This is a genomic window from Mesorhizobium alhagi CCNWXJ12-2, assembly GCF_000236565.1.
Taxonomy (GTDB): domain Bacteria; phylum Pseudomonadota; class Alphaproteobacteria; order Rhizobiales; family Rhizobiaceae; genus Allomesorhizobium; species Allomesorhizobium alhagi.
In genome coordinates this window covers 1-24,355 of record NZ_AHAM01000053.1, presented here as the reverse complement: position 1 = coordinate 24,355, position 24,355 = coordinate 1, and the positions used below count along the sequence as shown (strand labels likewise).

23 protein-coding genes and 1 pseudogene are annotated in these 24,355 nt (G+C 64.0%); 7 read left to right on the top strand and 17 right to left on the bottom strand.

Annotated elements, in window-relative coordinates; all coding sequences use genetic code 11:
• The first annotated feature begins 31 nt into the window (after positions 1-31).
• The 3 genes from MAXJ12_RS07545 to MAXJ12_RS07535 are packed head-to-tail and all read left to right on the top strand — an operon-like array spanning position 32 to position 3,376.
• Positions 32-862 (top strand): ABC transporter permease, encoded by an 831-nt coding sequence (locus MAXJ12_RS07545; RefSeq protein ID WP_008835204.1) that lies wholly within the window; start codon positions 32-34, stop codon positions 860-862.
• On the top strand, positions 855-2,531 hold the full coding sequence (locus MAXJ12_RS07540; RefSeq protein ID WP_008835203.1) for an ABC transporter ATP-binding protein: 1,677 nt from the start codon (positions 855-857) through the stop codon (positions 2,529-2,531). The genes MAXJ12_RS07545 and MAXJ12_RS07540 overlap by 8 nt, the downstream gene beginning before the upstream one ends.
• A 5-nt stretch (positions 2,532-2,536) precedes the next feature.
• Positions 2,537-3,376: an alkaline phosphatase family protein gene (locus tag MAXJ12_RS07535; protein ID WP_040585322.1), complete on the top strand. Its 840-nt coding sequence runs from the start codon at positions 2,537-2,539 to the stop codon at positions 3,374-3,376.
• A 9-nt stretch (positions 3,377-3,385) separates the two neighbouring features.
• On the opposite strand, the gene eglC is transcribed toward MAXJ12_RS07535, so the two are convergent.
• The 8 genes from eglC to bcoG form a co-directional block, all read right to left on the bottom strand.
• A complete protein-coding gene (eglC, locus tag MAXJ12_RS07530) occupies positions 3,386-4,774 on the bottom strand; it encodes an endo-1,3-1,4-beta-glycanase EglC (protein WP_008835201.1) in 1,389 nt (462 codons plus the stop codon).
• A 203-nt stretch (positions 4,775-4,977) separates the two neighbouring features.
• A complete protein-coding gene (locus tag MAXJ12_RS07525) occupies positions 4,978-5,919 on the bottom strand; it encodes an alpha/beta hydrolase (RefSeq protein ID WP_008835200.1) in 942 nt (313 codons plus the stop codon).
• Positions 5,916-6,698 (bottom strand): carnitinyl-CoA dehydratase, encoded by a 783-nt coding sequence (locus tag MAXJ12_RS07520; RefSeq protein WP_008835199.1) that lies wholly within the window; start codon positions 6,696-6,698, stop codon positions 5,916-5,918. Before MAXJ12_RS07520 ends, MAXJ12_RS07525 begins: the two co-directional genes overlap by 4 nt.
• Positions 6,699-6,795: 97 nt before the next feature.
• Positions 6,796-9,000, bottom strand: a complete 2,205-nt coding sequence (locus tag MAXJ12_RS07515; protein ID WP_008835198.1) for an acetate--CoA ligase family protein — start codon at positions 8,998-9,000, stop codon at positions 6,796-6,798.
• 160 nt (positions 9,001-9,160) lie between these two features.
• Positions 9,161-10,324, bottom strand: coding sequence for an acyl-CoA dehydrogenase family protein (locus MAXJ12_RS07510; RefSeq protein ID WP_008835197.1), 1,164 nt, complete (start codon positions 10,322-10,324; stop codon positions 9,161-9,163).
• A gap of 227 nt (positions 10,325-10,551) precedes the next feature.
• On the bottom strand, positions 10,552-11,619 hold the full coding sequence (locus MAXJ12_RS07505) for a carnitine 3-dehydrogenase (RefSeq protein WP_008835196.1): 1,068 nt from the start codon (positions 11,617-11,619) through the stop codon (positions 10,552-10,554).
• Positions 11,616-12,239 (bottom strand): HD domain-containing protein, encoded by a 624-nt coding sequence (locus MAXJ12_RS07500; protein WP_008835195.1) that lies wholly within the window; start codon positions 12,237-12,239, stop codon positions 11,616-11,618. Before MAXJ12_RS07500 ends, MAXJ12_RS07505 begins: the two co-directional genes overlap by 4 nt.
• A 22-nt stretch (positions 12,240-12,261) precedes the next feature.
• On the bottom strand, positions 12,262-13,182 hold the full coding sequence (gene bcoG / locus MAXJ12_RS07495; protein WP_008835194.1) for a 3-dehydrocarnitine:acetyl-CoA trimethylamine transferase BcoG: 921 nt from the start codon (positions 13,180-13,182) through the stop codon (positions 12,262-12,264).
• Positions 13,183-13,257: 75 nt separating this feature from the next.
• Between bcoG and MAXJ12_RS07490 the strand changes: the two genes are divergently transcribed.
• Positions 13,258-14,238, top strand: coding sequence for a GlxA family transcriptional regulator (locus tag MAXJ12_RS07490; RefSeq protein ID WP_008835193.1), 981 nt, complete (start codon positions 13,258-13,260; stop codon positions 14,236-14,238).
• Between the two features lie 193 nt (positions 14,239-14,431).
• On the opposite strand, the gene MAXJ12_RS07485 is transcribed toward MAXJ12_RS07490, so the two are convergent.
• The 6 genes from MAXJ12_RS07485 to MAXJ12_RS39585 form a co-directional block, all read right to left on the bottom strand.
• Positions 14,432-14,665 carry a hypothetical protein gene (locus tag MAXJ12_RS07485; RefSeq protein WP_008835192.1) on the bottom strand — a complete coding sequence of 78 codons (234 nt, stop codon included), beginning with the start codon at positions 14,663-14,665 and terminating at the stop codon, positions 14,432-14,434.
• Positions 14,666-14,790: 125 nt separating this feature from the next.
• Positions 14,791-16,101 carry a xylose isomerase gene (xylA, locus tag MAXJ12_RS07480; RefSeq protein ID WP_008835191.1) on the bottom strand — a complete coding sequence of 437 codons (1,311 nt, stop codon included), beginning with the start codon at positions 16,099-16,101 and terminating at the stop codon, positions 14,791-14,793.
• Entirely contained in the window at positions 16,101-17,552 is a 1,452-nt protein-coding gene (xylB, locus tag MAXJ12_RS07475; protein ID WP_008835190.1) for a xylulokinase, read from the bottom strand. The genes xylA and xylB overlap by 1 nt, the downstream gene beginning before the upstream one ends.
• 158 nt (positions 17,553-17,710) lie before the next feature.
• Positions 17,711-19,036, bottom strand: a complete 1,326-nt coding sequence (locus MAXJ12_RS07470) for a tetratricopeptide repeat protein (protein ID WP_008835189.1) — start codon at positions 19,034-19,036, stop codon at positions 17,711-17,713.
• Between the two features lie 22 nt (positions 19,037-19,058).
• Positions 19,059-19,682 (bottom strand): LysE family translocator, encoded by a 624-nt coding sequence (locus tag MAXJ12_RS07465; protein ID WP_008835188.1) that lies wholly within the window; start codon positions 19,680-19,682, stop codon positions 19,059-19,061.
• A gap of 109 nt (positions 19,683-19,791) precedes the next feature.
• A complete protein-coding gene (locus MAXJ12_RS39585; RefSeq protein WP_008835187.1) occupies positions 19,792-19,914 on the bottom strand; it encodes a hypothetical protein in 123 nt (40 codons plus the stop codon).
• A gap of 251 nt (positions 19,915-20,165) precedes the next feature.
• Here MAXJ12_RS39585 and MAXJ12_RS07460 point away from each other — a divergent pair, with 251 nt between their 5' ends.
• The 3 genes from MAXJ12_RS07460 (at position 20,166) to MAXJ12_RS07450 (ending at position 23,086) form a co-directional block, all read left to right on the top strand.
• Entirely contained in the window at positions 20,166-20,912 is a 747-nt protein-coding gene (locus MAXJ12_RS07460; protein WP_040585316.1) for a L,D-transpeptidase, read from the top strand.
• 182 nt (positions 20,913-21,094) lie between these two features.
• Positions 21,095-22,261, top strand: coding sequence for a diphosphate--fructose-6-phosphate 1-phosphotransferase (locus tag MAXJ12_RS07455; protein WP_008835185.1), 1,167 nt, complete (start codon positions 21,095-21,097; stop codon positions 22,259-22,261).
• Positions 22,262-22,273: 12 nt separating this feature from the next.
• A complete protein-coding gene (locus MAXJ12_RS07450; RefSeq protein WP_040585303.1) occupies positions 22,274-23,086 on the top strand; it encodes an ion transporter in 813 nt (270 codons plus the stop codon).
• A 129-nt stretch (positions 23,087-23,215) separates the two neighbouring features.
• On the opposite strand, the gene copM is transcribed toward MAXJ12_RS07450, so the two are convergent.
• The 3 genes and pseudogenes from copM to MAXJ12_RS07435 form a co-directional block, all read right to left on the bottom strand.
• Positions 23,216-23,593 carry a CopM family metallochaperone gene (gene copM, locus MAXJ12_RS07445; protein WP_008835183.1) on the bottom strand — a complete coding sequence of 126 codons (378 nt, stop codon included), beginning with the start codon at positions 23,591-23,593 and terminating at the stop codon, positions 23,216-23,218.
• A gap of 48 nt (positions 23,594-23,641) precedes the next feature.
• A complete protein-coding gene (gene cueR / locus MAXJ12_RS07440) occupies positions 23,642-24,061 on the bottom strand; it encodes a Cu(I)-responsive transcriptional regulator (RefSeq protein WP_040585314.1) in 420 nt (139 codons plus the stop codon).
• Positions 24,062-24,072: 11 nt separating this feature from the next.
• Positions 24,073-24,355 (bottom strand): annotated as a pseudogene (locus MAXJ12_RS07435) (copper-transporting ATPase); the annotation flags it as partial.

Below are 24,355 nucleotides of genomic sequence, written 5' to 3'. Positions count from 1 at the left end.
GAGAACCCGGGGGTGAGGCGAGGAATGGCCGATGCTTGATTTGAAGTCACTGACCCCGGGCGCCGCCATCGGACTTTTCTTCACCGCCCTGTTCTTGCTGGCGGCTGTGTTCGCACCGCTGATCGCGCCTTACGGGCTCGCCGAGACCGTCGGCGACGTGTGGGAGCCGATGTCTGCAGAACATTGGCTCGGCACCGATAATCTCGGCCGGGACCTCCTGTCACGTATGATCTATGGCGCCCGCACCACCATTTTGATCTCCGCGCTCGCAACCGCTCTCTCTTTCATGCTCGGCTCGATCCTGGGCATGGCGGCAGCGGTGGTCGGCGGTTGGTTCGATCTCGGAATGTCGCGTTTGGTCGATCTTCTGATGGCGATTCCGACGCTGATTTTCGGACTGGTCGTGCTGTCGGTGCTGCCGACCACCATCGTCACGCTGATCCTGGTCATGGGCATTCTCGATTCCACCCGCGTCTACCGCCTCTCGCGCGCGGTCGCTGTCGACATCAACGTCATGGACTTCGTCGAGGCGGCCAAGCTGCGCGGCGAGGGAACGCGCTGGATCATCTTCCGCGAGATCCTGCCCAACGCGCTTTCGCCGTTGGTCGCCGAACTCGGCCTGCGCTTCATTTTTGCCGTGCTCTTCCTGTCGGCGCTTTCCTTCCTCGGCCTCGGCGTGCAACCGCCCGCCGCCGACTGGGGCGGCATGGTCAAGGAAAACAAGGAAGGCATCGTCTTCGGCATTCCGGCGGCGCTCATTCCGGCCGCCGCAATCGCCGCGCTCGCCATCTCGGTCAATCTCGTGGCCGACTGGATTCTCAACCGCACCTCGGACCTGAAGGGAGGACGCGGCAATGGCTGATATTCTTGCGCGCCCGGCGGTGGAACCGAAGCAGCAAGGCCCGCTGCTCGACATTCGCAATCTGCGTATCGAGGCGCGGGTCTACCCGCCCGGCGAGAATCCGCGGAATATTGTTATCGTCGACGATGTTTCGCTCAAGCTCGAGCGCGGCCGCGTGCTGGGCCTTATCGGCGAATCCGGCGCCGGTAAATCCACGATCGGCCTCTCCTCCATGGGCTACGGGCGCGGCGGCGTGCGCATCACCGGCGGCGAGATCCTGCTCAACGGGCGCGACATCCGCAAGGGCGGCGCGCAGGGCCTGCGCAAGCTGCGCGGCCGCGAGGTATGCTATGTCGCGCAGTCGGCCGCCGCCGCCTTCAACCCGGCGCATCGCCTGATGGACCAGGTGGTCGAGGCCGCCCTTCTGCACGGTACGGGCTCGCGGACCGAAGCCGAAAAGCGCGCCGTCGCCCTGTTCAAGAAACTCAGCCTGCCGGACCCGGAAAACATTGGCCGGCGCTTTCCGCACCAGGTTTCCGGCGGCCAACTGCAGCGCGTCATGACGGCGATGGCGCTGTGCTCGGAGCCGGACCTGATCGTCTTCGACGAGCCGACCACGGCGCTCGACGTGACCACGCAGATCGACGTGCTGGCAGCGATCAAGGACGCGATCCGCGACACCGGCGTTGCGGCCCTCTACATCACCCACGATCTCGCCGTGGTGGCGCAGGTCTCCGACGAGATCATGGTGCTGCGCCACGGCAAGCTGGTCGAATGGGGCGGCACGCGTCAGATCATCAAGGAGCCGCGGCAGGAATACACCAGCGCGCTGGTTTCGGTGCACGAGATCGAGCATCAGGAGAAGAAGCCGGGGACTACGCCGTTCCTATCGGTAAAGAACGTCACCGCCGCCTATGGCGGAGGCACGGTGAAGGTGCTGAAGAATGTCACCGTCGACATATTCCCAGGCCAGACGCTGGCGGTAGTTGGGGAGTCCGGTTCGGGCAAGTCCACTCTGGCGCGAGCCATCACCGGCCTGCTGCCGCCGATGGAAGGCAGCATAACATTTTCCGGGCGAAAGCTCGCCAACCGACTGGCCGACCGCACCAAGGAAGATCTGCGCCAGTTGCAGATGATCTACCAGATGGCGGACGTCGCCATGAACCCGCGCCAGACGGTGGGCACCATCATCGGCCGGCCGCTGGAATTCTATTTCGACATGCGCGGCAAGGAGCGCGACCGGCGCGTCGCCGAACTGCTCGAGAAGATAGAGATGGGCCAGGGCTTCATCGACCGCTACCCGGCCGAACTCTCAGGCGGCCAGAAGCAGCGCGTCTGTATCGCTCGCTCGCTCGCCGCCAAACCAAGCCTGATCATCTGTGACGAAGTGACGAGCGCGCTCGACCCGCTGGTCGCCAATGGCATCCTGAAGCTACTGCTCGACCTCCAGCAGGAGGAAGACGTCGCCTACCTGTTCATCACCCATGACCTAGCAACGGTCAAATCCATCGCCGATTCCATCGCTGTCATGTATCGCGGCGAGGTCGTGCGCTACGGCCCGAAAAGCCAGGTGCTGACGCCGCCGTTCGACGACTACACAGACCTGTTGCTCTCCTCGGTCCCGGAGATGGAGATCGGCTGGCTCGAAAAGGCGATCAAGGGCCGGCGCATGGAAAGCGCGGGGAATTGAGCGGCATTCGCTTGAGGTCCAAACTCCTCCTCATCGTGCTCGACGGCCTGCCTTGGCGCAACTGGCGCAAATTCATGGGCAACCTGGAAGGTTGGGTACAGTCGGGCGAGGCGCGCGTCTGGAAGATGCGCTCGGTGCTGCCCTCGACTTCGGCCTCCTGCTACGCCTCGATCCACACCGGCGTGCCGCCGCAGGTGCATGGCGTGGTGTCGAACGAGACGCTGTTTCGCGTTGGCCAGCCGGACATCTTTTCCGAGGTGGCGAAGGCCGGCGGCAGGACCGGCGCGGTGACGCATTCCTTCTGGTCGATCTTCTTCAACCGAGCGCCCTTCGACCTGGTGCGCGATATCGAATATGACGAGCCGGACGGGCCGATCACGCATGGCCGCTTCCACACCATGACCGGCTACAACCATAAGAACCAGATGACGCCGAGCGACATTGACCTGTTCGCCACGCTGACCATGCTGACCGAGCGCCATGGCATCGACTACGGCATCCTGCACACGTGCACGCTGGATTCGATGGGCCACCGCTACGGGCATGATTGCGGCGAGATGGACCAGGCGCTGTTCGCAATGGACGCGCAGCTCGTGGCCTTCCTGCCGCGCTCGCTCAAGGCCGGCTATGAGGTGATCGTGACGGCCGATCACGGCCAGACCGCTCGCGGCCACCATGGCGGCCATGACGACGAGATGCAGGATTTCGCGCTCTACTATTTCGGCAGAGGCGCGGGACCGAACGAGGATGTTCTGCTCGACCAGCTGCAGCTGGCGCCGACCGTGCTTTCACGCCTCGGCGTCCATATCCCGGAGACGATGCGGGCGAGATCCTTCCTGGACTGATTGCGCAGATCAGGCGAGCCAATCCAGCTCATAGGCGCGGATGTAGTCGATCTGCATTTCGGCAGGCGTGGCCAAGCCGTCAACAGGCTCTCCAGCTACGCCACCCACGGCCAGATTGGCCAGCATGTACATGGGCTCGTGCATGTCGTCGGGCGTATCGGTGCGGAATACCTCGACATCGTCGAAATACCAGACGAGTTCCTCCTCGGTCCAAAGCACGCCATAGGTATGAAAACCTTCGGTGTCCGGCACATTGACCGCCGAGGACACCGTCGTGCGGCTTCCCGTCTCGTTCGAATGCGCCGACACCTGGACGGTGCCCGGATCCTGTCCGCGCATTTCCACGACATCGATTTCGGGCGGCCAGGAACCGTCCGCCGGCAGCAGCCAGAAGGCCGGCCAGGTTCCGTGATTGTCCGGCATGTCGGCGCGCATCTCGAAATAGCCGTAGGTCTGAGAGAAGGACTCGTAGGTGGTAATCAGCCCGGACGTGTATTCGTAATTGTCGATCTCGGGCCTGATTGCTTCCGGCGCCCGCGCGGCGGTGATGGTGAGCACGCCGTCATCGATGCTGAACGGATTGACGGAACTCGTCGGACCGTAATCGTGATCGACATACCATTGCCTCTCGCCATTCCCCGCCAACGTGCTTCCGTTCCGCTGCCCCCACCAGAAATTCGAATCCCAGGTCCCGCTCTCGCCGCTCCACAGGCTGAGTGTGTCGAACTCATCCGAAAAGGACAGGCGCATCTCCGATTTGTCGAGGCTGAGCTTGAACTGTGCGGGATCGAACTCATCGATGCTGGTGTCGGCGAAAACCAGGATCTCGCCGTCGCCCAAATCGAGTCGGGTATCGGCGCCGGTCTGGGTCATGTTTGATCGCACGGCGTCGAACGAGATGAACCCGTAGCCTTCGAGGCGCACCTGATCCTGGGCTCCGAAATCGAGGAACAGGTCGCTTCCATTGCCCTCCGAGACGATGAAGATGTCCGCGCCCGATCCGCCCTTCAGTACATCGTCGCCCGCACCGCCATCAAGCGTCTGCCGGCCGGAACCGCCGGTGATTATGTTGTCGCCCGAATTTCCGAAGGCGTAGCGCCCGTCGCCGGTGACTATGAGGTTTTCGAAATTTTCAGGGAGCGTGTAGCTCATCCAGGTGTGGATGGTATCCACGCCTTCGCCGGCTCTTTCGAAGGCGCTGTTGCGGGCGGAATAGAGATAATAGATGTCATCGCCCAATCCCGCCGACATGACCACGTTTACGGAACTGTCGCCCCACATCGAATCATTCTTGGAGCTGCCGTAAAGCCGCGGGCCGGAATTTGTCGCCGAGAAGTGATTGACCGAAGTTCCGCTGTAGGGAAGGGGAACGCCTTTGGCGTTGAGCACGGTAGCCATACGGCCTCCTGTTCCTGCGCTTTATCCTCCCCGCAGCAGGCTAACACCCATGTCCCACCGGTGCGACCGAGCTCGCGTTAAAATTGTGCAACACGGGGTTACCTGAATTGCGCTCCAGGCATCGATTGGCGCTTGCCTTTTGGATCGGCGTCGTCATCGGGACGCGCGAAAATGGCGCGGCGCAGGGTACCCCTTGGGAACGCTCACCACGCCCGCTCGCCCTTGCCGAGCACGGTCACCGCCTCGATGATCCGGCCAAAGCTGGCGCGCGCCCGTGAAATCAGATGCCGCCCACGCAGATAGCCGTGAACCAGCCCGGGCTCCTCGTGCCACCAGGCCTTGCCGCCGGCGGCTTCAATGCGCCTGCCATAGGCCTCGCCGTCGGAGGACAGCGGGTCGCATTCGGCGGTGACGATCACGGTCGGCGGCAGATTGGCGAAATCGGCGTCGGCCAGCGGCGCGAGCGTGATGTCGCCGGTGCGGTCGATCCCGCCGGTGCGGATGTTTTTGTAAAATTCCAGGTCGCGCATGGTCAGCATCGGCGCTTCGGCGTGGGTGATGTAGGATCCCTTCGAAGTATCACCGCCTAGGCCCGGATAGATCAGCACCTGCCCGACCGGGTGGCGCTTGTGGCCGCGCGTAGCATGGCTGACCGCGGCCGCAAGATTGCCGCCGGCCGAATCCCCGCAAAGCAGGATCGGCCGTTTGTAGGCAGCCGCCGCCCACTCGAAAGCCGCCAGCGCATCGTCGAAGCTGGCCGGGTGGATATGTTCAGGCGCTAGCCGGTAATCGACCGAAACCACCTCGTAGCCGCTGCCGGCGCACAGTTCGGCGCAGATGCCGTCATGGCTGTCGAGCCCGCCCAGGATGAAGCCTCCGCCGTGAAAATAGAGCACCATGGCAGAGGCTTCCGGCGCGGCGGTGCGGTAGGTGCGGATCGGAATGGCATGCGTCGGCGTGCTGATCGTCGACCCCTCAGCCGTCACGCTTTCCGGATAACCGGCATGAAAGGCGCGGCACATGCGGTCATAGATCTCGCGCTGCTCGTCGATTGTGTAGTCGACGGTATCGGGCGGGTAATAGGAATTGGTGCGCTCGATGAACGCCCAGGTCTCTGCGTCAATCAGTTTTTCGTAGTCGGTCACTTTCCCTTCCAGACCGGGTCGCGCTTCTCGGCAAACGCGCGAAAGCCTTCCTGGTTGTCTTCCGAAGCATAAAGTTCATCGACGGTGCGGAATTTGCGCTTGGTGATCCAGTTCATCGCGTCCTGGAATTCCATCGCTTCGGCGCGGCGCGCGACCTCCTTGATGGCGGCGAAGACCAGCGGCGGCCCGCCAGCGAGCAGGCGCGCGATCTCCCAGACGCGGTCCTCGAGCTTCTCCTTGGGCAGCACCTCGTTGACCAGCCCCCAGCGATGCGCCTCCTGCACATCCATCCATCGCCCGGTGAGCAGCAGGTCCATGGCGACATGATACGGAATGCGCTTGGGCAGCTTCACCGTCGCGGCGTCGGCCAGCGTGCCGGCTTTGATCTCCGGCAGCGCGAAGCTGGAATGATCCGACGCATAGATCAGGTCGCACGACAGCGCCAGTTCGAAGCCGCCGCCGACCGCCATGCCGTTGACGCAGGCGATCACCGGCTTGTTCATGTCACGCAGCTCCTGCAGGCCGCCGAAGCCGCCGACGCCATAGTCGCCGTCGACCGCATCGCCGCCCGCTGCCGCCTTCAGATCCCAACCGGCGCAGAAGAATTTGTCGCCCGCGGTTTTCACGATCGCGACGCGCAGTTCCGGATCGTCGCGGAAAGACTGGAAGGTCTCGCCCAGCAGCCGCGACGTATTCAGGTCGATGGCGTTGGCCTTCGGCCGGTCGAGCGTCACTTCGAGGATGCCGGCTTCGCGGCGGGTGGTGATGATTTCAGTCATGAAATTTCTCCGGTGAGGGACTCCCTTCTCCCCCTGTGGGAGAAGGTGGCCGAGCGAAGCGAGGTCGGATGAGGGGTGCTGGAAGGATTGCGGCGTTTCACTTCTTCCAACACCCCTTATCCGTCGCCTTGTCTCGGCCTTGCTCCGCAAGCCCGAGGGCGACACCTTCTCCCACAGGGTGAGAAGGGGCGGCAATCATCAGCGCATCCGCAATCCACGCGCCCTGCCCTTCCCGACAGACGATCAGCGGATTGATATCCAGTTCCTCGACCTTGTCAGCGTTTTCCAGCACAAACGCCGCAAGGCCCAGAACAGCCTCGATCGCCGCGCCCAGATCGGCCTTCGGCCTCCCCCGATAGCCGTCGAGCAGCGGAAACAGTTTCAGCCCGCGCAGTTCGGCCTCTATTTCCTCGCGCGTAGCCGACAGCATCAGCGTGGCGGAATCCTTCAGCAGTTCGACCAGAACGCCGCCCGATCCGATGGTCATCACCGGCCCGAATATCGGGTCGCGCGTGAAGCCGACGATGAGCTCGGCGACGCCGCCCTGCACCATGCGCTCGACATAGAGGCCAGCGCCGAGCGGCAGCAGCGCCGCGGCGGCCGCCTGTACCTCTTCGGCGGATTTGAGGTTGAGCCTGACTGCACCCAGCTCGCTCTTATGGGCGACGCCCAGCGCCTTCAGCGCGACGGGCAAGCCGAACGCCGCGGCGGCGGCAACAGCTTCCTCGGGGCTGGACGCGCGGCGGCCGGGTGGGACCGGCAGGCTTGCTTCCGCGAGCATGGCTTTGGCTGAGGCTTCGTCAGGCTGAGCGCACCTGTCCCCCTCCCCCTTGAGGGGAGGGGTTAGGGGTGGGGGTATCTTGGCGCCGATGCCCGCGCCGTCGGCGCGACCTCCCTTCAAAGGGGAGGTAGAAGGCCGCTTCCACGCCTCGCCGATAAACGCCGCCGCCCCGGCCGCTTCCATCGCTTCTACGATCCCGTGCAGCGGGACAATGCCGCGCCGGAAAAGCTCGGAGGCATGTTCCTCCGGCAGATTTTCCAGCATTGAAGCGACGATCGCGCCGCGCGCGTCGTTCGCTTTCAGCGCAGCCTCGAACGCCCGCACCGTCGCCCACCAGTCGGCGTCGGAGCAGCGGTCGTTGCGCGGGAAATCGAGCACCAGCATGTTGAGGTCAAAGCCGCCCGACACCATGGCGGCGAAGGTCTCGGTCATCGCCGGCTCGTTGTTCCAGATGAAGGTATGGTAGTCGAGCGGGTTGGCGACCGCCACCAGCGGACCGAGCGTCGATTTCACATGCGCCCGGTGCGCCTCCGCGAGAGCAGGGAAATGAATTTTCCGCCCCTCCGCTGTGTCGGCCATCACCGAAGCCTCCCCGCCGGAACAGCTCATCGAGGAAAGCGTGTAGCCGGAAAGCGGGCCGCCGGCATGCAGCAGCTTCAGCGTTTCGAGGAAGGACGGGATCGAGCCGACCCGCGCAATGCCGAGCCGCTTGAGGAAGGCTTCGGAGGCGGCGTCTGATCCGGCGAGCGAGGCGGTGTGCGAAATTGTGGCCGCTCGCGCCTGCTCGGAACGACCCACCTTCATCGCCACGATCGGCTTCTTGAGTTCCCGCGCCCTCGCCGCCAGCCGCTCGAAACCGGCTGCGGAATCGAAGCCTTCGATGTGGAGGCCGAGGCAGGAGACGCGATCGTCCTCGATCAGCCCGAGCGCCATCTCGGACAAGCCGGTCTGCGCCTGGTTGCCGGCTGTCATCAGGAAGGCGATTGGCAAGCCACGCTTCTGCATGGTGAGGTTGCAGGCAATGTTGGACGACTGCGTGATGATGGCCGCGCCGCGTGTGCCAGGCTCCAGCCGCCGGCCGCCATGCTGGTCCGGCCACAGAAGGGCTCCGTCCGCATAGTTGATAAGGCCGTAGCAGTTCGGCCCGATGACCGGCATGGAGCCGGCTGCTTCGACCAGTTCGGTCTGCAGCCGCTCGCCGTCCTCGTCGTCTGCGCCGGCCTCCCGAAAACCGGCGGCGAAGCAGATGGCCCCGCCCGCCCTGCGCGCCGCAAGCTCGCGCACAATTTCGATGGTGGCGAAACGGTTGACGCCGATGAACGCTGCATCCGGCGAGCCCGGCAGGTCGGCGACCGAGCGATAGGCTTTCACGCCCTCGATCTCGTCCTTCTTCGGATGCACCGGCCAGATGTCGCCGGGAAAGCCCATCTTCAGCGATTGCCTGACCACATTGGTGGCGAAGGCGCCGCCGCCGATCACTGCGATGGATTTAGGGCGCAACAGGCGCTCAAGACGGTTCATGGCACACGCCTCCCCCTTCTCCCCTTGTGGGAGAAGGTGTCGCCGAAGGCGACGGATGAGGGGTGTTGGACGGAGTGCCAGGCTGGAGCACCCCTCATCCGACCTCGCTTCGCTCGGTCACCTTCTCCCACAAGGGGAGAAGGGAAATCCTGTTCCACCGTCAACCCCCAACCGCCCTGAGCATCGCCCGCGAAATGATGTGTCGCTGGATTTCGCTCGTGCCCTCCCAGATCCGCTCCACCCGCGCGTCGCGCCAGATGCGCTCCAGCGGCAGATCGTCCATAAGGCCCATGCCGCCATGGATCTGGATCGCCTCATCGGCGACGAAGGCCAGCATTTCCGTCGCTTTCAGCTTGGCCATGGCCATGTCCTGATCCGTGACCGTGCCCTGGTCGTATTTCCAGCCGGCTTCGAACACCATCAAATCGGCCGCTTTCAGTTCGGTCGCCATGTCGGCGAGCTTGAACGACACGCCCTGGAACTTGCCGATCTGCTGGCCGAATTGTTCGCGCTGGGCGGCGTATTCAACGGCATGGCCGAGCGCGCGTTCGGCGCGGCCGAGGCAGGTCGCGGCAACCTGCAGCCGCGTCGCGCCAAGCCATGAATTGGCGACGTCAAAACCCTTGTGAACCTCGCCGAGCACCTGGCTTGCCGGCAGGCGGCAATTGTCGAATTCGAGGACCGAATTGGTGTAGCCGCGATGCGAGACGTTGCGGTAGCCGTCGCGCACGGTAAAGCCCGGCGTGCCCTTGTCTACGAAGAAGGCAGTGATCTTCTTGCGCTTGCCGCGCGGCGAATCTTCCTCGCCCGACGCCATGAACACGATTGCGAAATCGGCGATGTCGGCGTGGGAGATAAAATGCTTGGTGCCGTTGAGCACCCAGTCGGAGCCGTCCTGCACCGCTGTCGCCTTCATGCCGCGCAGGTCGGAACCGGCGCCCGGCTCGGTCATCGCCAGACAGTCGGATTTCTCGCCGCGAATGCACGGGAAGAGATACTTTTCGCGCTGCTCCGGCGTGCCGGCGAGCAGGATGTTCGACGGACGCGCCACGCAGGTCCAGTGCAGCGCATAATTGGCGCGGCCAAGCTCTTTCTCGTAGAGCAACCAGGTCACCGTATCGAGCCCCGCCCCGCCGACATCTTCCGGCATATTGGCGGCGTAGAGGCCCGCTTCGATCGCCTTTGCCTTCAGCTCATCGATCAGCTCGCGGCGCAGAAGGCCGGTGCGCTCCACCTCCGCCTCGTGCGGATAGAGTTTGTTCTCGACAAACGCCCGCGTGGTGTCGACGATGAGCCGCTGTTCTTCCGATAGACCAAATTCCATGTTCACATCACCTGCTGCAGGGTTGGGTCGTGCGTCCTTCGACAAGCTCAGGATGAGGACCGTGGGTGCTCAGGATGAGGGCCGTTGGGGCTGGCATTGCACATTGAGGCTGAGCACAAATCTGCCTCGTCCTAAGCGCAAATCTGCCTCGTCGAGCACCAATCTCCCTCATCCGAGCACACAACGTCCTCATCCTGAGCTTGTCGAAGGACGCACGACCAGCCGCCTCAACCCTTCTTCTTTTTCTTCAACTTCCCAGCCTTGGCCTTCTCGGCAGCTTTCGACGCCGGTTTCTTCGCCGCCAGCTTGGCCAGCCGCTTTGTGTAGTCATTGTGCAAAGCGCCGGCGCCCCAGCCCTTGCCCTTGTTCTGCTTCGAGAGTGCTTCCATGATCGCGACCAGATTGTCGTCGCGGATTTTTTCGAGCTCGCGGATCGACAGGCCGTGCGCCTGTTCGTCCGACTGCGTGGCGATCAGATCGACCAGTTGGTCGTTGAATTCCGGCACGTCCATCAGCTTCGTCCACGGCCATTTCAGGCACGGCCCGAACTGCGCCATGAAGTGGCGCATGCCGGCCTCGCCGCCCGCCACGCGATAGACCTGGAACATGCCCATCTGGGCCCAGCGCAGACCGAAGGAATAGCGCATGATGTCGTCGAGTTCCTCGACGGTGCAGATACCGTCCTTGATCAGCCACAGCGCCTCGCGCCATGCCGCCTCAAGCAGGCGGTCGCCGACGAAGGCTTCGATCTCCTTGCGGATCACCACCGGCTTCATGCCGATCGAGGCGTACATCTCCTTGGCGACTTCGATCGCCTCCGGCAGCGTGTCCTTGCCGCCGACGACCTCGACCAGCGGCAGCAGATAGACCGGATTGAACGGATGGCCGACGACCATCCGCTCCGGATGCTTCATCGCCACCTGCATGTCCGACGGCTTTATCCCGGAGGTCGATGAGCCGACGATGGCGTTGGCCGGCGCGTGAGCGTCGATTTCGGCCAGAACCTTGTGCTTCAGATCCAGCCGCTCGGGCACGCTCTCCTGGATGAAATCGGCATCCGCCACCGCTTCCGCGATGGTCTTGGCGAAGGTCAGCTTGCCTTCCTTGGGCAACCCGCCAGGCAGCATCTGCTTGTACGCCCGGCGCGCGCCCTTCATCACCTCGCCGACCTTTCGCGAAGCTTCCGGGTCGGGATCGTAGATCGAAACGTCGATGCCGTTGAGCAGCAGCCGCGCCGCCCACCCCGCGCCGATGACCCCGCCGCCAATCGCTGCGGCCTTGCCGATAATGCTCATGCAGATGCTCTTTGTCTGGCGATTTCTGGGTTGACGAGCGGCACGCGCTCGCCGGGACGGATGACGGCCGGATCGTAGGCTTTTCGTGAGAACACCTCGATCACAAACGGCCGGAAGAACTCGATCGGCAGGGTGTCGTAATCGGGATCGAAGCTCGACTGGTCCCAGCGCTCGCAGAACTGGTCGCAATCGTCGAAATAGACGTGGCCGGCAAACCTGTCGCGCGCATGTGGGTTGCCGCCGAGATGATGCGCGTAATAGAGGCGCTGGAAGTCGCCATGCTTCTCGACCGTCCAGAAGCATTGCTCGCGCACGAACGGCTTCACGATCGCGGCGGCGTATTCGTCGTGATTATAGGGCGCGTAGATATCGCCGATATCGTGCAGCAGCGCGCAGGCGATCCAGTCCGTGTCGGCCCCGTCGCGAAAGGCGCGGGTCGCCGCCTGCAGCGAATGGCCGAGCCGGGTGATCTTGTAGCCGGAGAGGCCTTCGTCGAGTTGCACCAGCGCATCGAGCAGCCGGTCGCCGGTCTTTGCTGCATATTCGGTTTCGTGCGCGGTCAGGAATTCGTACTCCTCGCGCGTGCCGTCCTTCATCGCAGTGAACTTGACCGTTTTCATCCATGCCTCCGCTATGACGGCTTCAGGCGGCAGCGAGCGGCGGGCGCTTGGTGAGGTTGAGCTTCTTGCGCACCTCGTCCGGCCCGATCACCCGCGCGCCCATGTTCTCGACGATCGTCGCGGCGCGCTCGACCAGTTGCGCGTTGGTCGCGAGCACGCCCTTGTCGAGCCACAGATTGTCCTCCAGCCCGACCCTGACATTGCCCCCGGCCAGCACGGCGGCGGCGACATAGGCCATCTGGTTGCGGCCGAGCGCGAAGGCGGAGAACGTCCAGTCGGACGGCACGTTGTTGACCATCGCCATGAAGGTGTTGAGGTCGTCGGGCGCGCCCCACGGCACGCCCATGCAGAGTTGCACCAGTGCGTCGGGAGCAAGCACCTTCTCCTCGACCAATTGCTTCGCGAACCACAGGTGCCCGGTGTCGAAAGCTTCGATCTCCGGCTTGACGCCCAGTGCGGTCATCATGCCGCCCATGGCGCGAAGCATGCCCGGCGTATTGGTCATCACATAGTCGGCTTCGTTGAAATTCATGGTGCCGCAATCAAGCGTGCAGATTTCCGGCAGGCACTGCCGCACATGCTCGACACGGTCCGATGCGCCGGCCATGTCGGTACCCTGTTCCTTCAGCGGCAGCGGGCTTTCGACCGGCCCGAACACCATGTCGCCTCCCATGCCGGCGGTGAGATTCAGCACTACGTCGACATTGGCGTCGCGGATGCGTTCGGTGACCTCACGGTAGAGTTGGATGTCGCGGCGCGGCTTGCCGGTTTCGGGATCGCGCACATGGCAGTGGACGATCGCGGCGCCGGCCTTCGCCGCCTCGATCGCCGAATCTGCGATCTGTTTTGGCGAGCGCGGCACATGCGGGCTGCGATCCTGCGTCCCGCCCGATCCGGTCACGGCGCAGGTAATGAAGACCTCGCGGTTCATAGCAAGCGGCATATCTCTCTCCCCAGCGATACAGAGGGCAAGCATGCCTGACTTGCGAAAAGCTGATTTGCATTTTACGAAGCCTGCATGACCAAAGACGAAGCGTCGTCGATCTTTTTGCCCGAGCGCGCACCGCTCAAGGTGACATTCCTGGTTTTCGCGGGTTCGTCGATCATGTGCGTCGCCTCGGCTGTCGATCCGCTGCGCGCCGCAAATCGCATTTGCGGCGAAACGCACTTCGACTGGAAGATCGCTTCAGCCGATGGCGAGCCTCCGGTCACCACCTCCGGCCTGCCGGTCACCGTCAGCGGCCGCTTCGACCCGGCGGAGAAAACAGACGTGCTGATTATCGTCGGCGGCTTCGGCTCCCGGACCGAAGGCGGGCAGAAGCTGCTGTCGGGCATCCGCAGGACAGCCCGCAGCGCCCGCGCCTGCGGCGGCGTCGAGGCCGGCACCTGGCTGCTCGCCCGCGCCGGCCTGCTCGAAGGCCGCGCCGCGACGACCCATTGGGAAGACATGGAGGATTTTGCGGCCGCCTTTCCCGGTGCGGATGTGCGACCGGATCGCTATGTCATTGACGGCCCCGTCTTCACCACCGGCGGCGCATCGCCAACCTTCGACCTGATGCTGCATCTCGTCCGCACCCGGCTCGGCATGGCCGTGGCGCTCGATGTGGCGAGCGTCTTCATCTACGACCAGGCGCGCGCCGCGACCGACGCACAGCCGCTGGTCTCGCTCGGGCGGCTGGACGGCTACGACCCGCGGCTGGCGCAGGCGATCAGGCTGATGGAATCACATGTCGACCGTCCCCTGACCGTCGCGGCAATCGCCAAACGCGCCGGCGTCACCGCCCGCACCCTGGAGAGCATCTTCGGCAGATCGATCGGCGAGACTCCGGGAGCCTACTACCTGCGGTTGCGCCTCAACGCCGCCCGCCGGCTGGTCCTCGACACGCGGCTGGCGATGGCCGATATCGCCGAACGCAGCGGCTTTTCCAGCGCCGCCGGCTTTTCACGCGCGTTTTCCAAGAGCTTCGGCGAAGCGCCCGCAAGGATGCGCCGGGGATAGGCCCCTTTTCGCGTGGCTGGCTGTCTGTTGGAACTGCGCGAGGTAAAATGAACAAATAAGCCCGGAAAATTCATCCCGAATCCGCTATCCCGCTGAGATTCAACAGACTTTCCTGTGTATGACGCCAAAGAGATCGGAAATCCATCCACGGGTGCGAAACGGCGCGTTCACCCGTCCCACTTCGCACGTTGGGTCAAGCGGCGCGTTGGTATCCGTCGTCGCCGATCAGCGACCGCACCCTGTCGGCGAGTTTCGCCTCCAGCCGATCCTTGACGATCCGATTGAATGTGCCGGCCTCATCGATCTCCTGCCCAGGCAGCGAAAGCAGGAGATCGACGATCGAATCGGCTTCTGGCCGAGACAGCAACGCCTCGATCGCGGGCTCGCGAGGATCAATCGCATGAGGTCTTTCGTGATTCTGTCCCATGCTCCCAATTTGGCCGTTGGAGACGACGCATTGAGGGCGGCATTGGGGCAATCAGGCGGCGAGCGGATGAACCTTTTTTATCGCTTTTATTAATGTGCGAGGTAGCCTCCGCGCGCCGCGCCAGGTCAGACGTAGCGGTTGACGACGTTCTCCAGGAATTCCTGGCGGCCGGATTTCGGCTGCGGGTCGAGGCCTTCCTTCAGCACCCACTCGGAAATCTGCTCCAGCGTGCGGTCGCCCTTGAGCATGGCCTGTGCCCCGGCTTGAGTCCAGCCGGCATAACGCTCTTCCAGCGGACCGGACAGCGCCTTGTCCTCGATCATCCGCGCCGCAGCCTTCAGCCCGCGCGCGCAGCAATCCATGCCGCCAATATGGGCGACGAGCAGGTCCTGCGGATCGAGCGACTGCCGGCGCAGCTTGGCGTCGAAATTGGTGCCGCCGGTGGTGAAACCGCCGGCCTGGAGCACATGGTAGTAGGCGAGCGCCATTTCCGGCACGTTGTTGGGAAACTGGTCGGTGTCCCAGCCCGATTGGTAGTCGTTGCGGTTCATGTCGATGGAGCCGAAGATTCCGAGCGCGTTGGCGAGCGCCAGTTCGTGCTCGAACGAGTGCCCGGCGAGGATCGCGTGGCCCTGCTCGATATTAACCTTCACCTCCTTCTCCAGCCCGAAATCCTTCAGGAAGCCGTAGACGGTGGCGACATCGTAGTCGTACTGATGCTTGGTCGGCTCCTGCGGCTTGGGTTCGATCAGGATCGTGCCCTTGAAGCCGATCTTCTTCGCATAGTCGACGACCATGGATAGGAATCGCCCCGCCTGCTCCCGCTCCCGCTTGAGATCGGTGTTGAGCAGCGTCTCGTAGCCCTCGCGTCCGCCCCAGAGCACGTAATTCACGCCGCCGAGCCGCTTGGTGACATCAATGCACGACTTCACCGTCGCGGCCGCATAGGCGAAGACTTCCGGATCGGGATTGGTTGCGGCGCCCGCCATGTAGCGGCGATGCGAGAACAGGTTTGCCGTACCCCAGAGCAGCTTTGTCCCGGTCTTCTCCATCTTGCCCGCGAAATAATCGCCGATCTCGTCGAGACGAGCAGCGCTTTCGGCGAAGGTGCTGCCTTCCGGCCGCACATCGGCGTCATGGAAGCAGAAATACGGCACGCCGAGCAACGAGAACATCTCGAAAGCCACATCGGCCTTCAGCTTCGCCAGTTCCATCGTGTCGCCGAACCACGGCCGCTCGAAGGTCTGGCCGCCGAACGGATCGCCGCCCGGCCAGGCGAAGGAGTGCCAGTAGGCGACGGCGAAGCGGAGGTGGTCCTCCAGACGTTTTCCGGCAACGACCTCATCGGGGTTGTAATGGCGATAGGCCAGTGGATTGGTCGAATCCGGCCCTTCATATTTTACTTTGCTGATGTCGCCGAAAAAACCAGTGGTCATCACGAAACTCCTTTGATGGCTGGATAAAGCGCCCGGTAGCGCTCATACGCGTGCGCATAGGCGTCGCCGACTTTAGCGTCGGGTTCGATCGTCTCGGCCGTCGCCGGCGCGATGCAGACCTCATAAGGGTCGGCATTCTCCGCGGCTATCAGGCCGAGACGGGCGGCGCCGAAAGCAGCGCCGAAGTCGCCGTCCGCCGGAATGTCGACGGGAATCTGCAGCGCCGTGGCGATCGCCTTCAGCCAGTAGCGTGAACGGGATCCGCCGCCGATCGCGGTGACACGGCCGAGTTCCGTCCCTGCCTGGTGCAGCGCATGCTGGCTGTCGCGGAAGGCGAAGGCGACGCCCTCGACCACGGCCTGCGTCAGCACCGCGCGGCTCGATTCATGGCCGAGGCCCGCGAAGACACCGCGGATCGCCGCATCATTGTGCGGCGTTCGCTCGCCTGAAAGATAGGGCAGGAACGTGACGCCGGTAGGCGCTTTCAGCGCCTCGCCGAGTTCGCCGGTCAGGTCGCTCGCCTCTTTGCCGGTAATTTCCGACAGCCAGTTCAGCGAATCCGTCGCGGACAGGATCACCCCCATCTGATGCCAGGCATTGGGCAGCGCATGGCAGAAAGTATGGACCGCGCTTTCGGGGTTCGGCAGATAGGAGCCGTTGGCGGCGAACAGCACGCCCGAGGTGCCGAGCGAGACGAAGGCATGGCCGGGCCGCACCGTGCCCATGCCGCAGGCCGATGCAGCATTGTCGCCGGCGCCCCCCGCAACGGCTACGCCGTCATTCATGCCCCAGCGGCTCGCAAGTTCGGAGCGCAGCGAGCCCGCCTGCTCCGTGCCTTCGACAAGGCTCGGCACTTGCTGCTCTTCGAGATCGGTGGCGGCCAGCAGTTCCTGGGACCATTTGCGGGCGGCCACGTCGAGCCATGCCGTCCCGGCCGAATCGGACATTTCCGACATGTGTTCGCCAGTTAGCCACAACCGCAGGTAATCCTTGGGCAGCAGCACCCAGCGCACCTTGTCGAATACCGCCGGTTCGTTGTTCTTGACCCAGGCGAGCTTGGGCGCGGTGAAGCCGGGAAACACGATGTTGCCCGTGATCTTCCGGAAACGCGGATCCGCGTCCAGTTTCGCCGCCTCGGCATGGCTTCGCGTGTCGTTCCAGAGGATGCAGGGACGGAGCACCTGGTCGCGTTCATCGAGAAGCGTCGCGCCATGCATCTGCCCGGAGAGCCCGATGCCTTTCACGGCGGCCAGTTCGACCCCGTGCTGCGCCTTGAGTTCGCCGACAGCTTCTTCAGCGGCGCGGATCCAGTCTGCGGGATCCTGCTCGGACCATCCGGAATGCGGGCGTGAGACATCCAAGTCGCCATGGCCGGAGCCGATGACCTTCTGGTCTCCGTCTATCAGCAGCGCCTTGACGCCGGACGTCCCGAGATCGAGTCCCAGATACATGACAATTCCTCCCGGTCAGGCCGGTTCGCCGATCGCCCGCGTTATCTTCCTCCCGCGGGCACATCTCTCATAGCAAAAAAACCGCGACTGAAAACCGGCTGCCGAAGAATTTTTTCGTGGCCCGCAAAAATTCTGGCCTGACCAGCAGCGGCGAACGATCAGTCCGCGGAAAGGCCTGCGGCGCGTCGCGAAAACAATGCGGAGAGCGGGCTGGCCGGACGCGCCAGCGCCCGTTCGGCCGCAAGTTCCGTCGCGAGTTTCTTCTGATCCGCCCGCAGCGCCGCCTCGATCAGCGTCAGGTCGATGACGTCGCGCTGGGCATGGCTGGCGCCGAACCGGGGCGCGATTTTCCGGATTGGCGCGAGAAGCCGCACAGCCTCCGAATAATTGCCCTCGCCGAAAGCCTTGATCGCCAGCGCCACTGGGTGGCCGACATCGCGGGTGAAGGCGGCGTTGTCGTCGCTGCCGAGCATCGCTTCGCGTTGGGCTTCCAGCAGCGCCCTGGCCGGCGCCTCCAGCTCTGCGCCGACGAAGGCCATCATGGCGTGGATGTCGTTGAAGGCGTAGTTGCCGGACCGCGCCTTGGGCGTCCAGGATTCGGCAAGAGCCGCCCAGCGGTCACCGACATCGACGCCGCCGAGATGCAGCCGCCAGAGTATGGCCGACGCATCGACCATGTTGAGCGCGAGCGATGAGCCCGCTCCGTAGATCGGACCGTCATAGAGCGCCAAGACCTCGTCGACGTCTCCGAGATCGTAGTGGAACAGCGCGAGGTGCCACCAATTGTGCACCTGCAGGAAGCTCTCGCGCGTCCAGGCCTCGGCATTGCCGCGCATCCACCAAATGCCGTCGCGCTGGCGGCTCTGCATTTCCATGACATGGGCGACCGCATGCTGCGCCCAGCCGTCGCGCGGCTCGATCTCGATCGAGGAGCGGCCAAGCGCTTCGGCAATTGCGTATTCGCCCATCTCCTCATGCCCGAACGCCTGCATGCCGAGCATAGCGTGATAACCGGGCATGCCCGGCGACCATGACGGCATGGCCTTGGCAAGACGGTCGCGCAGCATTGGCGCGTTGCCTGTGAAGAAGTCGATCTGGTGGCCGGCCTGCAAGGCCAGCGCGTCGCGCGGCTCTTCCGCTGTCAGCCCGGCGAGCACGCGGCCGGCTTCGTGCCAGCGGCCATTGGCGAGATGGCCGAGGGCCGCGACATGCGCCCGCTCGCGCTCCGTCGCCGCAAGGGGCAAGGCTGCGTCGTGGCAGGCCCTCGCGACCGCCATCGCCTCGCGCTCGGTAGAGAGCCCATAGAGATAGCCCTTGAGCACATGCGCCATGACAAAGCCGGGATCTTCGGCGAGCGCCGCATCGACCGAGCCGACCGGGTCGCCGATGAAGCACTGGAGCTGACGCAGAGCGCGGCTGTAGTGCGGCAGGCTCGCCTCGCCCGCTCCCGTCAGGCCGAGGCCAAGTTGGTCGAAGACGGCCACGAGATTACCTCCCGCCGTGCCGTCAGTTGCCGGACCGCATCGCGACAGTGGCGATGCCAGCTCCGATCAGCAGCGACCCGCCGGTCCGGTTGAATATGCCGATCGCCCTGGGATTGCGCACGAGGCTGCGCGCCCGGGCCGCCACCAGCGCGTAGCCGAAGGCGTTGGCGAAGGCCAGGACCAGGAAGGTAGCCTCGAAGATCAGCATCTGAGTGAGAAAATCCGCATTGCGGTCCAGGAACTGCGGCAGGAAGGCCACGAAGAAGGTGATACTCTTGGGATTGAGAGCGGTGACCAGCCAGGCATGGCCAAGCATCTTCACGGCCGAAACCGCCCCGGTGCGCGGATCGGCGTGCAAGGCGCCGCCGGCCCTGAACAACTTCACGCCGAGATAGATGAGATAGGCCGCACCGATCCATTTGAGGATAGTGAACACGGTTGCCGACGCGGCCAGCAGCGCGCCGATGCCCAGCATGGACAGGGTCATGGCGGTGAAATCGCCGAGCGCGACGCCGACCGCGACCGGCAGCGCGGTGCGCCAGCCCTGCCCGAGCGCGTAGGAGACGACCAGCAGAATGGTCGGACCGGGTATGATCAGGAGGATGGATGTTGCCGCGGCGAAGGCTGCCCAGGTTTCAATCGGCATGGAAGGTTCCTTTGCTCAAAGGAAAGGATAAATCCCTGCCATCGCGGCGATGTAAAGGGTGAAGTTTGCGCGTCGCGCGACGCGGCTTCGGAGCGTTGCGAGCGTTGCATCAGAAAGCCCTCGCCATCGTGCCAATGACCTCAGCGACGCCGAGATCGGCTCCAGGCACGCATGCAGCCGCCAGGAGAGCGGCGCAAACGAGCGCCAAGTCGGTCTTCAACGTCGCGCCCATGATCCCCTCGCAATCAGCCAGCCACGGTAAAAAGGCCTCTTGCCGACATTGTGTCGGGACGGAGGCCTTGCTGTGTCGCGGGTGGCCACTTGACCAAGTTCGTCGGTCGGATTCCGGCAACGTTCTGAAAACCAAGGGATTTTCCCATTCACGGTTTCTCAACCATGATTGATGAAAATGCGGGATAGCTTGGATCGCGGTCCGCTGCGGGTGCCAAAGCGCGTTTGTTCAAAATCGTGGAAGTTGCCCCCGTGTCCGAGTTTCCCGCGTCGCCGAAATCCGCAGTCTTTCCCGCACAATCCGATCGCCTGTCACGCCGCGAAGCGATGTTAGCGCTCGGCTCCGCCGCCTTGCTGGCGACTGCGGGCTGTTCGCGCTCGCTCGACCTGGCGGCGCTCGAAGTGGACGAGTTCACGACCGGAACGATCCGTCCGCGCATCAGCGTCGACAGCCACGTGACGCGCCCGGAACTGATGTATGCCTCGTTCACCGATGAGGGCTTTGTCCTTCCGGAAGTCCCGTTCGAGAAGGTCGATCCGAAGTGGCGCCGGCAGATCGTCGTCGACCCGACCGGCGAGCAGCCCGGCACGATCGTGGTGCATTTGCAGGAGCGCCATCTCTATTGGGTCCAGCCGGGCGGCGACGCGATCCGCTACGGCGTCGGCATCGGCAAGGACGGCTTCGTCTGGTCGGGTCGGGCGAATATCCAGTACGGCAAGAAATGGCCAACCTGGACGCCGCCCGCGGAAATGATCGCGCGCCGTCCGGAACTGGAGAAATGGCGCGGCGGCCAGCCCGGCGGGCTGGATAACCCGCTCGGCGCGCGGGCGCTCTACATCTTCAAGGACGGCCAGGACACGGGCTTCCGCGTCCACGGCTCACCCGAATGGCACACGATCGGGCAGGCCATGTCGTCGGGCTGCGTTCGCATGATCAACCAGGACGTAATCGACCTTTACAACCGCGTTTCGGGAAAGACGCCGATCGTGGTGGTATAGCCATCTGGGCAACGCCGAGGATAAACTTCCGCCTCGCCCGCATACATGACACGCAAAACCTTGAATGGGCACAGGCGGTTAGCGCTGCTGGCACGGCCAGACCGCGCAGATTTTGTTCACAAGGTTGCGCAAGGCCCGCGGAAGCGCCAATGATAGGCGAAACCAGCGGGGAATGACGCGATATGGCCGCAAAATTCGTGATTGCCCAGGGCGGCGGCCCGACCGCCGTGATCAACCAGACTGTGGTGGGCGCCGCCCTCGAAATCCGCCGCCGCCATCCCGGCGCAAAAGTGCTGGGTTCGCGGCACGGCGTACGCGGGATCAGGGACGGCGACTACGTCGACCTTTCCGAAATTCCGGAGGAGCAGTTGAGGCTCGTCGGCGCGACGCCGGGTGCTGCCCTCGGCTCGACTCGCGACAAGCCCGACGCCGCCTATTGCGACCTGGTGCTGGCCGGGCTGAAGAAGGAAGGCGCCGACGCCTTCATCTATATCGGCGGCAACGACACGTCCGGCACGCAGCAGATACTGACCGATGCGTCGGGTGGATCGATCGCCTTCGTCCACGCGCCCAAGACCATCGATAACGACCTGATGGAAAACGACCACACGCCGGGCTTCATTTCGGCAGGCGAATTCGTTGCCGGCGCATTTTTGAGCGTCGATCTCGATTTCCGCGCGCTGCCCGGCGTCTATGTCGGCATCGTCATGGGCCGGCACGCCGGCTTCCTGACCGCTTCGGCGGCGGCCTGGCGGGCCGACGAGGATAGCGGCCCGCATCTGGTCTATGTGCCCGAGCGCGCCTTCTCGGTGCCGCGATTCATCGACGATGTGCGCGCGACGCTCGACCGCCACAAGCGCTGCATTGTCGCGGTCTCCGAGGGCGTGACGACCGAGGACGGCCGCGCGGTAGTCGAGAGCCTGGTTCCGCCCGACCGGCTGGAACGCGACGCGCACGGTAACATCAAGCTCTCCGGCAGCGATCTGAACATGGCCTTCGAGCGGGCGCTCGCGGAAGGGCTGCCCGGCAAGCGGGCGCGCGTCGACGCACTCGGATATCTGCCGCGCGGCTATGTCGGCGCCATCAACAGCACGGATTCCAGCGAAGCGTTCGAGGCCGGCGTCTTCGCCGTCGAAGTGGCGGCGCGTGGCGGCGGTTCGGTGGCGCTGAAACATGAGGGCGGCAAGACCGTGATGCGCCAGGTTCCACTCGACGCCGTCGCGGGGAAGACCCGTCACATGCCCGACGATTTCATGCAGCCCGACGCCAATCAGCTTTCGGATACGGGTATGGCCTACCTGAAGCGGCTCGTGCCGGCAAAATACCAGGTCGGCAAACCGTTCGTTTAAGGCCTCCGTTTGATGAGCGATATTTCGGCCCAGGAAATCGTCGGCCTGCGCAAATGGCTGTACCGGCACCTCCAGCCGTCCGCCTGGAACAAGGACGGGCTGTCGCCGCTCAACCGCTTCATCTTCGTGGTGATCTGCCTGGCGGTGGCGGTCGCCGTGTTGGAAAGCGAACCGGCAATATATCAGGGCCGCGAAAAATGGTTCTTCGCCGCCGAGATGGTATTCGGCTCCATCTTCCTGGTCGAATACCTGGCACGGGTCTGGACCTCGGCCGAGAACCCGGCCTATGGCGGCGGGCTGCGCGGCACTCTGCGCTACATCTTTTCGCTACCGGCGATTATCGATCTCCTGGCCATGTCGACCCTGTTCCTGGTCTTCGTAGGGAATGAAACGTCGATCCTGCGGCTGTTCCGGCTGATCCGCATCCTGTCGCTGGCCAAGCTCGGGCGCTATTCCTCGGCGATCCGGGCGATGGCGGAGGCGGTGAAATCGCGCCGCTACGAGCTGCTGATGAGCCTGGCGATCGCCTGCATGCTGCTGCTGACCTCCTCGACGCTGCTCTACATCGTCGAAGGCGACGCCCAGCCGGCCGTGTTCGGCAGCATACCGCGGGCGATGTGGTGGTCGATCGCCACGCTGACCACTGTCGGCTATGGCGATGTCGTCCCGGCGACGGTGATCGGCAAGCTCCTGGCCGGCGTGACCGCGATCACCGGCATCGGCCTCATCGCCATGCCGACCGGCATCCTAGCCGCCGCCTTCAGCGACGCCATCCAGCGGCAGCGGGAGGCGAAGAAGCACAAGGAGCCGGTTGGGCAGGGCTGAATTCGTTTTCGGTTTACGCCGCCCCTCACCTGCCTGCTGGCATCCTCTCCCCCGTAAGAGACGGGGAGAGGGTAAGGGTGAGGGGCAGCTTTATTTGAAGTGAGACGCTGAAAGCCGTCGGCGACTGCCTCACCTCGCACGTGCCGCCAACCACGTTTCGAGCTGCTTGATCTCGCGCTCCTGGGCCTCGATGACTTCCTCCGCGAGCTTGCGGATCTCGGCGTCCTTGCCGTGCTCCAGCACGATGCGGGCCATGTCGATCGCCGCCTGGTGATGCGGGATCATGCCGCGTGCGAAGTCGATGTCGGCCTCGCCGCTATACTCCATCGAGGACATGGCGCTGTGCATGATGTCCATCGCCGCCTTGTACGCAGCCACCGCGTCAGTGGCCAGTTCGGCCGCCTGATCGGTCGTCGCGTGCCCGCTATGGTCCGTCTGGGCGATTGCCGGGCCGGAAAGCGCGAGTGCAAGAAGCCCGGCGGGGAGAGATAAGAAGATTCTGCTCATGAACGTTCCTTAGGTGGTCAGGTTTCGCGGCCGTTGCCGGGCCGTGTTTCAGTGCGTGGTCAACTGGATGGCGGGTTGGTCTTCCTCGCCGGACAGGCCGTCGAGGATCGGGCATTCCGGCCGCTCGTCGCCGTGGCAATGGTCGACGAGGTGCCTCAGCGTTTCGCGCAGGCCGACGAGTTCGGCGATCTTGCGGTCGATCTCGACGAGCTTGACCTCTGCGATGGCCTTCACGTCGGCGCTCTCGCGGTGGCTGTCGCCGTAGAGCGAGAGGAGTTGCCGGCACTCCTCGACCGAGAAGCCGAGGCTGCGCGAGCGCTGCAGGAACTTCAGCCGGTGGACATCGGCGATCGAATAATCGCGATAGCCGTTGCCGGAGCGGCCGGGCTTCAGGAGGCCGATATCCTCGTAGTAGCGGATCGTCTTGGCCGGCAGGCCCGAACGCTCCGATGCGTCGCCTATGTTCATGATCATTCCCTTCAGAGCTTGATGGTGCGGAGCCTGAGCGCGTTGCTGATCACCGAGACCGACGACAGGCTCATGGCGGCGGCGGCGATCATCGGCGACAGAAGTGTGCCGAACACCGGATAGAGCACGCCGGCCGCGATCGGCACGCCGACCGCGTTGTAGACGAACGCCAGGAACAGGTTCTGCTTGATGTTGCGGATCGTGCCCTGCGACAGCGTCCGGGCCCGGACAATGCCGTTGAGATCGCCCTTGACCAGCGTGATGCCGGCGCTTTCGACAGCGACATCCGCACCC

Excerpts from the sequence above, each read along its gene's own strand:
- MAXJ12_RS07510 (WP_008835197.1), bottom strand. The coding sequence starts at position 10,324 with ATGGAATTTGGTCTATCGGAAGAACAGCGGCTCATCGTCGACACCACG.
- MAXJ12_RS07540 (WP_008835203.1), top strand. The coding sequence starts at position 855 with ATGGCTGATATTCTTGCGCGCCCGGCGGTGGAACCGAAGCAGCAAGGC.
- MAXJ12_RS07505 (WP_008835196.1), bottom strand. The coding sequence starts at position 11,619 with ATGAGCATTATCGGCAAGGCCGCAGCGATTGGCGGCGGGGTCATCGGC.
- MAXJ12_RS07545 (WP_008835204.1), top strand. The coding sequence starts at position 32 with ATGCTTGATTTGAAGTCACTGACCCCGGGCGCCGCCATCGGACTTTTC.
- xylB (WP_008835190.1), bottom strand. The coding sequence starts at position 17,552 with ATGTATCTGGGACTCGATCTCGGGACGTCCGGCGTCAAGGCGCTGCTG.
- MAXJ12_RS39585 (WP_008835187.1), bottom strand. The coding sequence starts at position 19,914 with ATGGGCGCGACGTTGAAGACCGACTTGGCGCTCGTTTGCGCCGCTCTC.
- MAXJ12_RS07465 (WP_008835188.1), bottom strand. The coding sequence starts at position 19,682 with ATGCCGATTGAAACCTGGGCAGCCTTCGCCGCGGCAACATCCATCCTC.
- copM (WP_008835183.1), bottom strand. The coding sequence starts at position 23,593 with ATGAGCAGAATCTTCTTATCTCTCCCCGCCGGGCTTCTTGCACTCGCG.
- MAXJ12_RS07500 (WP_008835195.1), bottom strand. The coding sequence starts at position 12,239 with ATGAAAACGGTCAAGTTCACTGCGATGAAGGACGGCACGCGCGAGGAG.
- xylA (WP_008835191.1), bottom strand. The coding sequence starts at position 16,101 with ATGACCACTGGTTTTTTCGGCGACATCAGCAAAGTAAAATATGAAGGG.
- eglC (WP_008835201.1), bottom strand. The coding sequence starts at position 4,774 with ATGGCTACCGTGCTCAACGCCAAAGGCGTTCCCCTTCCCTACAGCGGA.
- MAXJ12_RS07490 (WP_008835193.1), top strand. The coding sequence starts at position 13,258 with ATGACCAAAGACGAAGCGTCGTCGATCTTTTTGCCCGAGCGCGCACCG.
- bcoG (WP_008835194.1), bottom strand. The coding sequence starts at position 13,182 with ATGCCGCTTGCTATGAACCGCGAGGTCTTCATTACCTGCGCCGTGACC.
- MAXJ12_RS07450 (WP_040585303.1), top strand. The coding sequence starts at position 22,274 with ATGAGCGATATTTCGGCCCAGGAAATCGTCGGCCTGCGCAAATGGCTG.
- MAXJ12_RS07515 (WP_008835198.1), bottom strand. The coding sequence starts at position 9,000 with ATGAACCGTCTTGAGCGCCTGTTGCGCCCTAAATCCATCGCAGTGATC.
- MAXJ12_RS07455 (WP_008835185.1), top strand. The coding sequence starts at position 21,095 with ATGGCCGCAAAATTCGTGATTGCCCAGGGCGGCGGCCCGACCGCCGTG.
- MAXJ12_RS07485 (WP_008835192.1), bottom strand. The coding sequence starts at position 14,665 with ATGGGACAGAATCACGAAAGACCTCATGCGATTGATCCTCGCGAGCCC.
- MAXJ12_RS07520 (WP_008835199.1), bottom strand. The coding sequence starts at position 6,698 with ATGACTGAAATCATCACCACCCGCCGCGAAGCCGGCATCCTCGAAGTG.
- cueR (WP_040585314.1), bottom strand. The coding sequence starts at position 24,061 with ATGAACATAGGCGACGCATCGGAGCGTTCGGGCCTGCCGGCCAAGACG.